At 67.8% G+C, this 14,946-nt stretch carries 15 protein-coding genes; all 15 read right to left on the bottom strand.

The features are described 5' to 3' along the window. Positions 1 to 384: 384 nt before the first annotated feature. A complete protein-coding gene (locus Q0938_RS18225) occupies positions 385 to 1,134 on the bottom strand; it encodes a sulfite exporter TauE/SafE family protein (RefSeq protein ID WP_299365383.1) in 750 nt (249 codons plus the stop codon). Between the two features lie 523 nt (positions 1,135 to 1,657). Next, a complete protein-coding gene (urtE, locus tag Q0938_RS18220; RefSeq protein ID WP_299365381.1) occupies positions 1,658 to 2,365 on the bottom strand; it encodes an urea ABC transporter ATP-binding subunit UrtE in 708 nt (235 codons plus the stop codon). A 1-nt stretch (position 2,366) separates the two neighbouring features. Beyond that, positions 2,367 to 3,107 carry an urea ABC transporter ATP-binding protein UrtD gene (urtD, locus tag Q0938_RS18215; protein WP_299365379.1) on the bottom strand — a complete coding sequence of 247 codons (741 nt, stop codon included), beginning with the start codon at positions 3,105 to 3,107 and terminating at the stop codon, positions 2,367 to 2,369. Continuing rightward, positions 3,104 to 4,327 carry an urea ABC transporter permease subunit UrtC gene (gene urtC / locus Q0938_RS18210; protein WP_299365377.1) on the bottom strand — a complete coding sequence of 408 codons (1,224 nt, stop codon included), beginning with the start codon at positions 4,325 to 4,327 and terminating at the stop codon, positions 3,104 to 3,106. The genes urtD and urtC overlap by 4 nt, the downstream gene beginning before the upstream one ends. A gap of 3 nt (positions 4,328 to 4,330) precedes the next feature. After that, a complete protein-coding gene (urtB, locus tag Q0938_RS18205) occupies positions 4,331 to 6,229 on the bottom strand; it encodes an urea ABC transporter permease subunit UrtB (RefSeq protein ID WP_299365375.1) in 1,899 nt (632 codons plus the stop codon). Positions 6,230 to 6,274: 45 nt separating this feature from the next. Then, complete coding sequence (urtA, locus tag Q0938_RS18200) at positions 6,275 to 7,552, bottom strand: urea ABC transporter substrate-binding protein (protein WP_299365373.1); 1,278 nt, start codon at positions 7,550 to 7,552, stop codon at positions 6,275 to 6,277. Positions 7,553 to 7,832: 280 nt separating this feature from the next. Beyond that, positions 7,833 to 8,450 (bottom strand): urease accessory protein UreG, encoded by a 618-nt coding sequence (gene ureG, locus Q0938_RS18195; protein ID WP_299365371.1) that lies wholly within the window; start codon positions 8,448 to 8,450, stop codon positions 7,833 to 7,835. Next, positions 8,447 to 9,106, bottom strand: coding sequence for an urease accessory UreF family protein (locus Q0938_RS18190; RefSeq protein ID WP_299365369.1), 660 nt, complete (start codon positions 9,104 to 9,106; stop codon positions 8,447 to 8,449). Before Q0938_RS18190 ends, ureG begins: the two co-directional genes overlap by 4 nt. After that, entirely contained in the window at positions 9,090 to 9,548 is a 459-nt protein-coding gene (locus Q0938_RS18185; RefSeq protein ID WP_299365387.1) for an urease accessory protein UreE, read from the bottom strand. Before Q0938_RS18185 ends, Q0938_RS18190 begins: the two co-directional genes overlap by 17 nt. Positions 9,549 to 9,562: 14 nt before the next feature. Continuing rightward, entirely contained in the window at positions 9,563 to 11,266 is a 1,704-nt protein-coding gene (ureC, locus tag Q0938_RS18180) for an urease subunit alpha (protein WP_299365367.1), read from the bottom strand. Then, complete coding sequence (locus Q0938_RS18175) at positions 11,256 to 11,570, bottom strand: urease subunit beta (RefSeq protein ID WP_299365365.1); 315 nt, start codon at positions 11,568 to 11,570, stop codon at positions 11,256 to 11,258. Before Q0938_RS18175 ends, ureC begins: the two co-directional genes overlap by 11 nt. A 1-nt stretch (position 11,571) precedes the next feature. Continuing rightward, entirely contained in the window at positions 11,572 to 12,129 is a 558-nt protein-coding gene (locus Q0938_RS18170) for a HupE/UreJ family protein (protein ID WP_299365363.1), read from the bottom strand. Between the two features lie 9 nt (positions 12,130 to 12,138). Continuing rightward, positions 12,139 to 12,441: an urease subunit gamma gene (locus Q0938_RS18165; RefSeq protein WP_299365361.1), complete on the bottom strand. Its 303-nt coding sequence runs from the start codon at positions 12,439 to 12,441 to the stop codon at positions 12,139 to 12,141. A 9-nt stretch (positions 12,442 to 12,450) separates the two neighbouring features. Beyond that, positions 12,451 to 13,254, bottom strand: a complete 804-nt coding sequence (locus Q0938_RS18160; RefSeq protein WP_299365359.1) for an urease accessory protein UreD — start codon at positions 13,252 to 13,254, stop codon at positions 12,451 to 12,453. A 497-nt stretch (positions 13,255 to 13,751) separates the two neighbouring features. Next, positions 13,752 to 14,870, bottom strand: coding sequence for an FAD-dependent oxidoreductase (locus tag Q0938_RS18155; protein WP_299365385.1), 1,119 nt, complete (start codon positions 14,868 to 14,870; stop codon positions 13,752 to 13,754). Positions 14,871 to 14,946 lie beyond the last annotated feature (76 nt).

Raw genomic sequence — 14,946 nt, 5'->3', positions numbered from 1 at the left:
ACCATACACCTCGGTGACCACCCGGGATCACACCGTCGACGGCGCTGAAATTACACCACGTGCTCGGACACTACCCAGGTGTGTGGCGCCTAGGTGGTCGCCGTGCATGATCGCCAAGGGTCTGCTGCAGGACGTGATGCCGATCTGCGCAGGTGCGAGTCCCTATAGCGCGCGACCGGCAGCGGCCAAGCGTAACGCTGGTCACACCGAAGCGGCACTCGCCGACATCGAGGTTAATCCGGAGAGACGCGATCCCCGCGCCTGCGGGCACGCTGGACATATCCGGCCCCGAATGGAATGAGGACCGTTTGTGCCGAGGCCGTTGGCATTTGGATCATCAGTTCATCCCTTTTCGCTGGGACGAGCCCGAGGCCGCTTTTCGAGCTAGAGAAGCGGCCACAGGGCCATCTGTGCGCCCAGGAGAAGCAGAAACGAGAGGAACACGCGTCGGAAGGTTGCGGGACTGATCCGGTCGCGAAGTCGCTGTCCCGCCCACATTCCGGCCAAGGCGGGAGCAAGGGCCAGAACTGACAGACCCATCGTCTCGGGGGCAAAGGCACCACGCGCGCCCAGCCCGGCGGCCAAGGCAACAGTCGAGACAGTGAACGACAGCCCCAGCGCCTGCACCAGATCGTCCCGCGACAGTCCAAGCGCCTGCAGGTAAGGCACTGCCGGGAAAACGAAGACGCCAGTGCCGCCGGTCACGATGCCAGTCACTGCGCCGATCAGGGGCGACAGCCACGGCTCGTCTCTGGGAGGAACGCGAAGCTGCCGCGCGAACAGCGTGTAGCCAGCATAGACCACGAGCGCGATCCCAAGCGCCGTAGTCGTTGCACCGCTGTCGCCTCCGGCCAGCCATCGCGAACCCAGCATCGTGCCCGCACAGATCGCCAGCATCATCGGCCACAACCTGCGCACAAGCGGCCTGAAGGCCCGGCCGGCCAGCAGCTGCCAGATGTTGGTGACGAGAGAAGGCACGATCAGGAGGCTCGCGGCCGCCAGCGGCGAGACGAGTGCGCCAAGCACGCCCATTGCGACCGTTGGCAGGCCCATGCCCGTGACACCCTTGACCGCGCCGGCCGCGAAGAAGGTCATTGTGGCGGCAAGAAGGAAGGGGATGGAAAGATCACTCATACAGCGCGTGATAGTCGACCGCTGCGGGTGCACAATCGAGAAAACCCGAAGCCGTGCTCGGCTGTACCGAGTACATTCACCCCGGTGGTCCGTCTGCTTGCCCTTGACGCCAACCACCCTGTCGCTGCCTCACCTGGATCAGAGTTGCGATGTAGGATCATCCCTGCGATGACTAGGAGCGATGGATCTCCTCTCTGAGTTGTATGACGGTCTCCTGAACTTGTCCCGCGAAACTCTGGGGGCTGCTCTGGCAGTTGTCTCGGTTCTTCTCTTTGCCGTCTGGGCCCGAAGCGGGCCTCGAGCGGCTCACCATCGGCGAGCGGTCAGATCACACGGGAATGTCTTGGCGTACGAAAAGAGACGCCGGCGCCGACCGCGCAAGCCGTAAGCTTCCAAGTCGGGATCTGCTCGCCTGGTGCCCCTAGGCTTCCTGGCCTTGGCTGCTGGTGCTGCAATATGGTTCGATTTCGAACTTGACCTGTCGACCAGTAACCATCCACCGCTACGTGGCTGGGCAGCTCGCTCAAACCCCGGCTATACTGGCCAACCGTCGGTGCAGATCGTCGCGGGCGAGACTGCGGCGTTCGCCTTCCAGCACGACCTGTCCGCGCTCCATCAGGGCGAAGCGATCCCCGAGGTTCCAGGCAAAGTCGAAATATTGCTCGACCAGCACGATCGCCATCTCGCCCGCATCGCGCAGGTCGGCGATCACGCGACCGATCTGGGCGATGATATTGGGCTGGATGCCCTCGGTCGGCTCGTCCATGAGCAACACGCGCGGGCGGATCACCAGCGCGCGGGCGATCGCGAGCTGTTGCTGCTGGCCGCCCGACAGGTCTCCGCCCCGGCGGTGGGCCATCTCGGCCAGCACCGGGAAGCTGTCGTAGATCTCGTCAGGGATTCGGCGTACGGCGCGCGGCAGGCAGGCGAGGCCGGTCTGCAGGTTCTCGCGCACCGTCAGCATCGGAAAGATCGCGCGGCCTTGGGGGACGTAGGCCACGCCACGCCGCGCCATCTCCTGCGCGGTGACGCGGCCAATCCGTTCGCCCATTAGCCGCAACTCGCCGCCCGAACGCGGGTGGCGCCCGGCCAGCACGCTTATCAGCGAGGTCTTGCCCGCGCCGTTGTTGCCCATGACGCAGGCGACCTCGCCGGCCGGGGCGCTCAGCGACACGCCGTGAAGGATCTGCGAGCCGCCGTAGTGCAGGGTGATGTTCTCGGCCTCGATCATCTCAGCGCCCCAGATACACGTCGATCACTTCCGGATTGGCCGACACATGGTCCAGCGATCCCTCGGCCAGAACCGCGCCCTGGTGCAGCACTGTCACCTTGCAGTTCAGCCGCCGCACGAAGTCCATGTCATGTTCGACCACCACGACGGCCCGCGTCTCGGCCAGCCGCCGCAGCAGGGTCGTGGTCTGCTCGCGTTCGGCCAGCGTCATTCCGGCGGCGGGCTCGTCCACCAGCAGCAGGCGCGGGGCCGAGGCCAGCAGCATCCCGATCTCCAGCCACTGCTTCTGGCCGTGGCTCAGCTCGCCCGCCTTGCGGGCCAGTCGATCGGCAAGGCCGACCTCTCCGGCCAGTGCCGTCACGCGATTGGCGCTTTTGGCCGAGGGCTTCCAGCGCAGCACGGCGAAGGGGCCGCGCGGGGCCTTCAGCGCCATGGTCAGATTGTCGGCCACCGTCTGGTCCTCGAACACGGTGGGCCGCTGGAACTTGCGGCCAATGCCGGCGCGGGCGATCTGCGCCTCGGACATCTTCAGCAGCGAGACCGAGCGTTCGCCCCACAGCACCTGTCCCCTGTCAGGCCGGGTCTTGCCGGTAACGATGTCCATGAAGGTCGTCTTGCCCGCCCCGTTCGGCCCGATCACGGCGCGCAACTCCGCCGGACCGATGTTGAAGGACAGGTCGTTGATCGCCTTGAACCCGTCGAAGGACTTGGTGACACCGGATACTTCCAGAAGCGCGGTCATGCCTCGGCCTCCCTTTCGCGCAGCGCGCTGAAATCGGGGCCGAGGTCGGTCCCCATCCGCCGCGGCGGCCGCAGCCGGGCCACCACGTCGATCAGCGAGGACAGCCCGCGCGGCGCGAACAGCGTGACGGCGACGAAGCCGAAGCCCAGCAGCACCTGCCACCAGTCCACCCACTCGATCCTGGCAAAGCCGAGGTCCAGCGCCGGCGCCCGGCCGCCGGTGAACCAGCTGGACAGCAGCGAGACGACGATTGCGCCGATGACCGCGCCGTAAAGCCGCCCCCGGCCGCCGATGGCAACCCAGACCGCCAGGTAGACCGAAGCGATGGGCGCAAGCTCCGCCGGATTGATGATCCCCGCCTGCGGATAATAGAGCGCCCCCGCCGCCGCGCAGATCATGGCGCTGATGGTGAAGACGGTCAGCTTGTAGGCCTCGACCGGATAGCCGAGAAAGCGCACCCGTGTCTCGTCGTCGCGGATCGCGCGGATGACGCTGCCGAACTTGCCGGCGGTCAGCCAGGTGGCGAGCAGGTAGCCACCCGCCATCAGCAGCGCCGAGGCCCACAGGAACCAGATCGAGATCACCGCCTGCGGTACCTCCGCCAGGCCGGGGATGTTCTGCAGCCCCGACAGCCCGTTGTTGCCGCGAAAGCCGTTGTCGTTCTGGAACAGCCACAGCGACAGCGCCAGGGTCATCGCCTGCGTGAGGATGGACAGGTAGACGCCGTTCACGCGGCTGCGAAACGCCAGCCAGCCGAACAGGAAGGCCAGCAGTCCGGGTACGGCCAGCACCAGCAGCAGTTGCATGGGCAGGCTGCCCGCAAAGGTCCACGTCAGCGGCAGGTCGGCCGAGCCCACGACGCCGAAGATCTGGCCGGTGATGCCCTGCTGCAGCTCCTCGGGCGTAGGCGGGATAGGGGCGGTGGCCAGCGTGGCCGCGACGATCTCGCCCGTGCGGGCGTACATCAGCCACATCCCGATCATGTAGCCGCCAAGGGCGAAGAACGCCATGTGGCCCAGCGACAGGATCCCCGCGTAGCCCCAGACGAGGTCCATCGCCACGGCCGCAAGCGCGAGGCACAGCGTCTTGCCCAGAGTCTTGACGGTCGACGTCGCTATCACGCCCGAGCCGTAGGCCTCGGACATCAGCGTGACGGCCACGGTAAAGATCGCCAGCAGGGACAGGAAGACCAGGACGGAAGGATGCTTGCGGATCAGCATGGGTCAGGCCTCCGCCGCGCGGCCGCGGGTCGGCATGATGCCGCGGGGCCGGAACTGGATGAAGATGATGATGAGCAGAATCATCCAGGTTTGCGCGGCCAGGGTGTTGGCCGGGTTCATGACCTCGATGCCCTTCTGCAGGAAACCAATCAGCGCGGCGCCCGCGAGCGTGCCCCAAATATTGCCGACGCCGCCCACGACCACGGTCATGAAACTTTGCACGATATAGTCGCTGCCCAGTTCCGACGTGACCTTGGCGAACAGCCCGATGGCGACGCCGGCAATCCCGGCGATGCCCGAGCCCAGCCCGAAGGTCAGCATGGCGATGCGGTCGGGGTTGATTCCCATGCTGGCCGCCATGCCGGGGTTCTGGGTCACCGCGCGGACCTCCAGCCCCAGCCGGCTGCGGTTCATGATCCACAGGAACAGGCAAAGGAACAGCAGCGCCAGCCCGAAGATGGCGATGCGGATGGTCGAGATCGAGACGATCTCGCCCCAGCCCACCGAGCCCTCCAGCCAGGCGGGCGCGGTCAGCGGACGGGCCTGCGTGCCGAAGATGTTCTTGGCGATCTGCTGCAGGGCGATGGACACGCCGAAGGTCGCCAACAGCGTTTCGAGCGGGCGGCTGGCGAGGTGGCGGATCACCAGTCGGTACAGGACCACGCCCGCCAGGAAGGTGACGGCGAACGCCGAGGGCAGCGCCACGACCAGCGACAGGGTGCGCCCGCCGATCAGTGTCTGGACGACATAGCCGGTATAGGCGCCCATCATGATGAACTCGCCATGCGCCATGTTGATGACGCCCATGACGCCGAAGGTGATTGCAAGGCCGATGGCCGCGAGGAAATAGATCGACGCCAGCGACAGCGCGTCCAGTGTCAGGTCGGCGGCCTGCATGACGCCTTGCCGCAGGGCCATGGCCCTTAGCGCGCCCCGGGCGGCGTCGGTAACCCCCGAGTCGGGCTCGGTATAGATGTCGGCGAAGCGGTGGGCTGAAACGGCGCGCTCGACCTGCGCCGCGGTGGCGGCGGGCGGGACCAGCCCGGCGGCGGCGAGCGCATCATAAGCGGCGTCGCGGCGGTCCGGACGTGAAAGCTCCGCGACGGGGACGCCACCGACCGCGCCATTCACGACATGGGCCGCCAGCGCCAGCTTCTGCGCCTCCGGCGCAAGCCGCGCCGGGGCAAGGCCGGCATCGACCAGCAGGCGATAGGCCTCGTCCTCGGGCATGTATTCGCCGGGGGTCAGGTCCGCCGCGACATTGGCACCCTCAGGAAACTTCGGGGCGACGATGCGGGTGGTCGCCAGAAGCGGGTTCAGCACTGCCTGCAGGTCAGCGCCGGTGTCGTCGGAGAACGTGTCGATGGCGGCGATGCGGGCCTGCGGGTCGCGGTCGAAGCGGATGGTCAGCAGCCGTTCCAGCCGTGCCCTGCGAGCGGCGAGCGTCGGATCGGGTTCATCCCCGGCGGCACGCAGCGCGGCAAGGTGGGTGTCGTCCGGCGCGCGCGCGATGGCATCCAGCGCGGCGGCGCGGCGGGCGGGATCGGAATCGGCCAGCTGAAACTGCACCAGCGCCGCGCCGATCAGGCCGCGCACGCCCGAGTTCGGCTTCAGCAACCGGGCCTCCTCCAGCACCGGGGTGCCGGTTACCGCATCGGTGGCGCGGTCGCCCTCCACGATCACGAAGCGTTCGCCCGAAAGGCCCAGCCGGCGGTCGGCCCATGCTTCCAGCACCGGGCCGGCCTGCGGACCCGCGCCCGCCAGCGCCTCGATCACCGGCGCGATGGTCCGGCGCGACGGCTTCTCGATCTGGTCGCGGTGGGTTTGCAGGACCGATGCGAGGTCCTGGGCGAAGGCTGGCGGAGCCAGCAGCATCAGCAGCGTCAGAAGAAGATGGCGCATGATCCCTCGGCCGGAAGGAGGGGCGGCATCGCCGCCCCGGTAAGGTCAGTAGTTCGACTGCTTCTGCACGCAGCTGTTTGTCTGCGTGTTCCACATCCCGCAGTCCTTGCCGGGCCAGTCGGCCTCCAGCACGGCCGAGGCGGCCAGGTGGTCGGTCCAGGCGTCGCCGGGCACCGGCTCGGTCTCGCTGACGATGTCGAACTGGCCGTCCTCGCGGATCTCGCCGATCAGCACGGGCTTGGTCAGGTGATGGTTCGGCAGAACCTTGGCCGTGCCGCCGGTCAGGTTCGGCACTTTCAGTCCGGCGATGGCCGCCAGCACCGCGTCGGTGTCGGTGGACCCCGCCTTCTCGACCGCTTGGACCCACAGGTTAAAGCCCAGCATCGTGGCCTCCATCGGGTCATTGGTCACGCGGTCCTCGCCCATCCGGGCCTTCCATTCCGTGACGAAGGCCTCGTTGGCGGGCGACTCGGCAGTCTGGAAGTAGTTCCAAGCGGCCAGATGCCCGACGAGGTTCGCGGTATCCAGGCCTGACAACTCCTCCTCGCCGACCGAGAAGGCCATGACCGGGATGTCGTCGGCCGAGATGCCGGCTGCCGCGAGTTCCTTGTAGAAGCCCACGTTGGCGTCGCCGTTGATGGTCGAGACGACGCCGACCTTCTTGCCGTCGGTGCCGAGCGCCGTCACGTCCGCCACGATCTTGGACCAGTCCGAATGACCGAAGGGCGTGTAGTTGACGAAGATGTCGCCCGTGGCCACGTTCTTTTCGTTCAGATATGCCTCAAGGATCGTGTTCGTCGTGCGCGGATAGACATAGTCCGTCCCGAGCAGCGCCCATTTCTCGACGCCCAGTTCCTCCATCATGTAGTCCACCGCCGGGATCGCCTGCTGGTTCGGCGCGGCGCCGGTGTAGATGACGTTCTTGCTGGACTCCTCACCCTCGTACTGCACCGGGTAGAACAGCAAGCCGTTCAGCTCCTCGACCACCGGCAGGACCGACTTGCGGCTGACGGAGGTCCAGCATCCAAAGATCGCGTCCACCCCCTGGACCGAGATCAGCTCGCGCGCCTTTTCGGCGAACAGCGGCCAGTCCGAGGCGGGATCGACGACCACGGCCTCGATCTTCTTGCCCAGCACGCCGCCCTTTGCGTTCTGCTGGTCCACCAGCATCAGCACGGTGTCCTTGAGCGTGGTTTCCGAGATCGCCATCGTGCCGGACAGCGAATGCAGCACGCCGATCTTGATCGTGTCCTGCTGCGCCCATGCCGCGCCCGTCAGCGCGAGCGTCAGGCCCGCGCTGCAAAGGATCGTCCTTGCCCTCATCTTCCGTTCCCCAGTCAGGGCCGCAGTCACCCGGCCGCTTCCCCGCAGGCGGGGGCGGTGATAGGCTCGTGCGGCAACATCGTTGCAAACGTGCGGCGGCCCTTGTTGTCCAGACGCTGGCTGCCGCACACTCCCGGCCCTTCGTGCCGTTCGCATCTACAGAAAATCAGCGGCGCGGGAGTGCGGCAATGCCAGGACGCGGGTTTAACCCGTGACAGGCCGCGTCTGGCGAAAACCGCGCCACCTGCATCGGCCGCTGCCCGCAGATTGGGCGCGCCGCTTACGGGCGAAGCGTCAGGCCGCCTTCGCGCAGGATGAACGCGACCACCTCGCCCACGCCCCTGCCCTGTCGCAGCGCGGCCATGACCACCGGCCGGGTGCCGCGCGCGGCACGCGCATCCGCCTCCAGCAGCACCGCATCGACGCCGACGTGGGGTGCGAGGTCGGTCTTGTTCACCACCAGCAGGTCCGACCGGGCGAGTCCCGGCCCCTTCTTGCGAGGGATGTCCTGCCCGGCCGCCGTGTCGATGACATAGATCGTCAGGTCGGCCAGTTCCGGCGAGAAGGTGGCCGCGAGGTTGTCGCCCCCGGATTCGATCAGGATCAGGTCGAGGTCGGGAAAGGCCACGTTCAGCTCGGCGATGGCGGCCAGATTGATGCTCGCATCCTCGCGGATGGCGGTATGGGGGCAGCCGCCGGTCTCGACGCCCCGGATGCGCTCGGACGGCAGCACCTGCGCGCGCATCAGCGCCTCGGCGTCCTCGCGGGTGTAGATGTCGTTGGTGACGACGGCCATGGACAGGCCCGGGCCGAGCGCGGCCGCCAGCTTTTCCGTCAGGGTGGTCTTGCCCGCGCCCACGGGGCCGCCGATGCCGACGCGAAGGGGGCCGTTGCTCATGTCCTGAAGATCCTCGTCTGCATGGTTTCGTGTCGTGCCTGCGCGATGTCGGCGCCGATGGCGCAGCCGCCCAGATCGGCCTCGGTGGCATGGGCCGCCCGTGCCGCCAGCTGCAGGATTACCGGCGACAGGTCCGCCAGAACCCGCTGTCCCTCGGTCTGTCCCAGCGGCAGGAAGCGCACCGCCGCCTGAACGAGGTTCAGCGCCTGCCCATGCAGGTAAAGCCCGATGACCCGTTCCCTGGGTTGCCCAAGCGGCACACAGGCCCGCCCCACCGCGACAGGCAGCGCCGCGGGACTGGCCACGGTCCCGGTCAGGGCCGTGGCGGTCCGCGCGAAGGCGGCGCCCTGTTCCAGCGTCTCGGTCAGCCGCTCGGCCGTCAGGCACAGCGCCCGGGCGAGGTCGTCCAGGTCCGCGTGATCAGCCCCCGGCCGCAGCGCGAGCGACAGAAGCACCGCGTCGGACCAGCCGCTGCCATGTTCCAGCACATCGCGCAGCCATTCGGCCAGCGAGGCCGCGCCATGCACGGCGTCGCTGTCCATCGCCCATTCCAGCCCCTGCGCATAGGCGAAGGCTCCGGTCGGAAAGGCCGGGGACAGAAGCTGCACCAGCAGCAGGGCGCCGCTTTCGGTGGCGATGTCAGTGGTTGTGTCCAAAGGTCCGCCCGTGCCCATAGGCCCCGCCCAGCGGCCGGAAGGGCGCGAGGCTGCGCGTCACCCTGGCGCCGAGTTGCAGCAGCATCGCCTCCAGCACCGGATCGGCGCGGATCACGAGGTGGTCGGCCGCGATTTCGCACGGGCAGTGGCGGTTGCCGATGTGCCAGGCGAGCACGGGCAGGTCCCCCTGGATTCGCAGGACGGGTTCGCGCGCCTCGACCACCTCGACGGCGCGGCCGTCCGCCAGCGCGAAACCCGCGCCGGGCGCAAGGCTGACCGTCTGCGGCAGGTCCACCATGAAGGTGGCGCCCTCGGCCGTGTCCAGCCGCTTGCGGCGCAGGCAGCGCGCCTCGTAGTCCAGCACCACGCGACCCGCGACGGGCCGCCCGTGGCCGGGCACCAGGACCGCATCAGCAGTGCCGAGATCAGGGTGTGCGGGCATGTCCATCAGACACCTCAGAACAGGAAATAGCGCTGGGCGAGCGGCAGTTCGGTCGCGGGCTCGCAGGTCAGAATCTGGCCATCCGCGCGGACCTCGTAGGTCTCGGGATCGACCTCGATCACGGGCGTCGCATCGTTCAGCCGCATGTCCGCCTTGCCGATGCCGCGCGTGCCCGCGACGGCGACCGCCTGCTTGCCCAGGCCCTCGCAGCAGCCCGCCTCCAGTCCCGCGCGGCTCACGAAGCTGACCGAGGCCGCGTGCCGCGCCCGACCCAGAGCCCCGAACATCGGACGCGAATACATTGGCTGCGGCGTCGGGATGGAGGCGTTCGGATCGCCCATCTGCGCCATGGCGATCTGGCCGCCGACCAGCACCATCTCGGGCTTGGCGCCGAAGAAGGCGGGGTGCCAGAGCACCAGGTCGGCGCGCTTGCCCGCCTCGACGCTGCCGACATGGGCCGAGATGCCATGCGCGACCGCCGGGTTGATCGTGTATTTGGCAATGTAGCGGCGGGCGCGCAGGTTGTCGTTCTCGCCCGTCTCGCCCTCCAGCCGCCCGCGCTGCACCCGCATCTTGTGGGCGGTCTGCCAGGCGCGCGTGATGACCTCGCCCACCCGGCCCATCGCCTGGCTGTCCGACGAGATGATGCTGAAGGCGCCAAGGTCGTGCAGGATGTCCTCGGCGGCGATGGTTTCCCGCCGGATGCGGCTTTCGGCAAAGGCCACGTCCTCGGGGATGGACCGGTCCAGGTGGTGGCACACCATCAGCATGTCGAGATGTTCCTCGATGGTGTTGCGCGTATAGGGCCGCGTGGGGTTGGTGGACGACGGGATCACGTTCTGCGAGCCGACCACGCGGATGATGTCGGGCGCATGGCCGCCGCCCGCGCCCTCGGTGTGGTAGGCGTGGATGGTGCGGCCGCCGATGGCGGCCAGCGTGTTTTCCACGAAGCCGGATTCGTTCAGCGTGTCGGTGTGGATCATCACCTGCACATCCTCGGCCTCGGCCACGGTCAGGCAGCAGTCGATGGCGGCGGGCGTGGTGCCCCAGTCCTCGTGCAGCTTGAGGCAGCAAGCCCCGGCGCGGACCTGCTCCACCAGCGCCTCGGGCCGCGACGCGTTGCCTTTGCCTGCCAGCCCGATGTTCACGGGCAGGCTGTCGGCGGCCTCCAGCATCCGGCGGATGTGCCAGGGGCCGGGCGTGCAGGTGGTGGCCAGCGTCCCGTGCGCCGGTCCGGTCCCGCCGCCGATCATGGTGGTGACGCCGGAATGCAGCGCGTCGTCCACCTGCTGCGGGCAGATGAAGTGGATGTGGCAGTCGATGCCGCCCGCGGTCAGGATCCGGCCCTCGCCCGCGATGATCTCGGTCCCCGGGCCGATGACGATGCTGACGCCGGGCTGCACGTCAGGATTGCCCGCCTTGCCGATAGCGGCGATGCGGCCGTCTCGCAGGCCGACATCGGCCTTGGTGATGCCCGTCCAGTCGAGGATCAGCGCATTGGTGATGACCGTGTCCATTGCGCCCTCGGCGCGGGTCAGTTGCGATTGGCCCATGCCGTCGCGGATGACCTTGCCGCCCCCGAACTTCACCTCCTCGCCGTGGATCGTCAGGTCGCGCTCGACCTCGATGACCAGCGCGGTATCGCCCAGTCGCACCCGGTCGCCCGTGGTGGGCCCGAACATGTCGGCATAGGCCGCGCGCGACATCTCAACCGGCATCGAGCGCCCCCATGACCTGGCCGTTGAAGCCCCAGACCGCGCGGGCGCCCGCGAAGGGGACCAGCCGCACCTCGCGCCGCTGCCCCGGCTCGAAGCGGGCGGCGGTGCCCGCCGGGATGTCGAGGCGCATCCCCCGCGCGGATCCGCGGTCGAAGTCGAGGCCCGAGTTGGTTTCAGCGAAGTGGTAGTGGCTGCCCACCTGTACCGGGCGGTCACCGGTATTCGCGACCATCAGGGTGATGGCGGGGCGGCCTTCGTTCAGGGTGATCGGGCCCGGACCGGGGATGATCTCTCCGGGGATCATCTCAGCCCCACACGACGAGCGCGAGGCCCCAGAAGGCCGTCATCCCGCCTGCCGCCCTCGGCACGGGCCCCGCGGCGGCGCGCCCGGTCAGGATGCCCGCACCATGCAGCAGCGCCGTCGCCACCGCAAACCCCAGGCCATGGGACGGCAGCCCCTGCGCCGGTCCTTCCGCCCCATGTGCCCAGCCATGCGCAAAGCCGAAGGCTGCCGCCATCGCGGCCATCGCGTCCAGCGGCAGGCGCGCCGCCATCGCCACCAGAGCGCCCAGCACGATCATCGAGGCAAGGATCACCGGCTCGACCGCTCCGAATGGCATGCCGGACCATCCCGCGGCGCCGCCCGCCAGCATCGCGGCGACGAAGGCGGCAGGCAGAAGCCAGAGCGCCCGCCCGCCCGCCTGCGCGGCCAGCAGTCCCAGGGCCACCATCGCCAGCACGTGGTCGGCGCCGCCCAGGGGATGCGCGAAGCCGCTGCCGAAACTGCCGGGGTCAAAGCCTGCATGCGCCAGAGCGGCCCCGGGCAACGTGAGAAACAGCGTGAGAGGAAGCAACCGCTTCATCGATATCTCCTATCTGATCGGGTGATGGACGGTGACCAGCTTGGTCCCGTCCGGAAAAGTTGCCTCGACCTGCACGGTCTCGATCATGGCGGGGATGCCCTCCATGCAGTCTTCGGCGCGGATAACCTGCCCACCGGCCTCCATCAGGTCCGCCACGCTGCGACCGTCACGCGCGCCCTCGACGACGAAATCGGAAATCAGCGCCACTGCCTCGGGGTGGTTCAGCTTGACGCCGCGAGCGCGCCGCCCCCGCGCGACCATCGCGGCGACCGAAACCAACAGCTTGTCTCTTTCTCGGGGGGTAAGATACATGTGCGCCCTCTAGTTCTGCCAGCATCTTGGGGTTGCGCCGGGGCTCAGACGCTCGATAAGCCGCAGCATCTGCCGCCGCAGTGGCCAGGCATCTGGCGCGAGGCAGCGCAACAAGAGTCGCCCCTCCAGGGCCGAGGCCGCTCCGTCCACCCCCGGTTCGGTCAGTTCGGTGCGGAGAGCCGGAAGCGCAGCCTCGGCGTCGCGCCCGACAAGGATCAGCGTGGCCACCGCCCGGGCGCCACGTAGCAGCGCGCCGCCGCCCGCGCGCGCCACGGAGGCATCGGTCAGCTGGAACGGGTCCACCAGCAGCAGCCTGCCATTCAACCGGATCGTCCGCCTGTCATTGAAGACCAGCCGTGCGACCGTCTCTCCCATCGCGGCGCGGCCCAACACCACTGTCTCGATCCCGAGGTAGCGGGCGCCCCCTGCCATCTCGACCCGGGTCTCGCGCTGCAACGCCGCGCCCTCGAACAGGATCGTTTCCTGTGGCAGCCAGTCGAGCGCGGCTCCTGCCCCCAGTTCCAGCGTCACGCTGGCCTCGGCAGGCCTGCCCTCGGCGCGATAGGCGCGTTCGGCAGTCTGCGTCGTCCCCCGTGCACTCATCCCGGCGCCGAGCCTCAAAGAATAATCCAGCCGATCGCCGCTCGTCAGTCCGCCAGAGGTGTTGAGAAAGACGATTTCCGGAACGCCCGAATGCGTGCGCGGCAGCAGGACCTTGGCCGAGCCGGATTGTCGCAACGCGGCGATCCGGCCACGCTCGATGGCGATGCAAGCCTTGCCGGTGCTACGTTGTAGTGGGGTGTAGTCAAACATGCCCCAACTTTACCGAGGGGCTCGGAGCAGCCAGCCATGTTCCGGCTAAATCTGCTGAAACTCGCGAGGCTTCGCTCGCCGTGCCGATCTGCTGAGCAATTTGGCGAACGAGTAAGCACGCGGCAAAACATATTGTGGGAAATGGAGGTACGCGGCGTCGCGAGGCCGAGCGGCGACGCGATAACGAAACTCTCCCGCTTTCGAGCCGCGCGAGCTGCCGAGAGGGCATCCGACAGCAAGGCGATGCATCGCACCGCAAGCATGTACTAGTGATTGGCGGGAGGGCACAGAGAGTTGGTCGCACAGGGCTCAAGCGGCAAGGGCGCTGGCAACCAAGGCACGGCCAGCCGAGCACGGCGGCGGCGTGCGAAGAAGCGCGGCCTTGCTGCGCGCAGCGGGCGGTTCGGCCTGTGCCTCCGCTAAATCTGGTAGCGACGAGGCTCCCTGCACGGCAATGACCTTCGCACGGCCGGCGACCTGGAACGCCCCGGCAGCCTTCAACGCCAGGCATCAAACCTCGGCCGCTCCGGGCGCAGCCCCATACCTACGATCCGTCCAGGGATGTCCCGCAGGAGCGGAACGGCTGTGATTATCCGCAGGGCAAGCGGCGCCCGGAAAGCAGATCCACTGCGAAGGACGTTCAGCAGGACCCTGTGCTGGATCAGGACCTGAAGTCGCTGGGTTGCCCATGTGGGCCGCTCGCGGCGGTGCTGCACGGCTTTCAGATGACGATCGGCCAACTTGTTCTGGAGCAGCGGACGGGCCAGGATGTTGGCGGCCGCGACGGCGTCCTGCACGGCAAGGTTTACCCCCACCCCGCCCACCGGCGACATCGCATGAGCGGCATCGCCGATGCAGAGAAGGCCGGCGCGCCACCATGTTTCGAGGCGGTTCACTTGAACGCTCAGAAGCTTGATCTGCTCCCAGCTGTTCAACTCCTCCGCGCGCTCGGACCCGAAGGGCAGCATTCTCGAGAGTTCATCCCGGAATGTGGCGATGCCAGCCGCTTTCTTGTCATCAAAGCCGCCTTTCGGCACGGCATAGGCGCATTGCCAGTAAGCGCCGCGGTTCAGCGTGATGAGGATCTGGCCCGCTTCGAACCGGCCCTGTGTTTCATCGGTGTCGGACGATCTGCGCGACAGCCGGAACCAGAGCACATCGATCGGGGCGCCGAGGTCGCGCACCCTCAAGCCAGCCACTTCCCGCATGCGCGACGACCGGCCGTCGGCGGCCACCGTCAAGGGTGCGCTGATCTCCAGAGCACCGTCGACGGTTTGCGCAGCGACGCCGGTGATCCGTCCCCGCTGCCTCAGCAACTCACGGGCTTCGGTCTGCATAATCAGGCGGAAGCCGGGCAATGCCTTCGCTTTCTCTGCAAGGAAATTGAGGAAGTCCCATTGCGGCATCATCGCAATGAATGGCGCATGGACCCTCAGGCGCGAGAAATCGGCCACCAGCAACCGCTCCGGTCCGAACTGCGCGAAGAGTCTGGGCACAGGCTGGTGCGGCAGTTTCAGGAACTCGGCAAGAATGCCGAGGTCATGCATCACCTCCATGGTGGAGGGATGAATCGTGTCGCCACGAAAGTCCCGAAGGAAGTCGGCGTGCCTCTCCAGGGTAGTGTCCGAGCACGTGGTGTAATTTCAGCGCCGTCGACGGTGTGATCCCGGGTGGTCACCGAGGTGTATGGTC

It is taken from the genome of uncultured Paracoccus sp. (assembly GCF_947496875.1).
Classification (GTDB): Bacteria; Pseudomonadota; Alphaproteobacteria; order Rhodobacterales; family Rhodobacteraceae; genus Paracoccus.
This window is presented reverse-complemented; position numbering and strand designations above follow the sequence as displayed.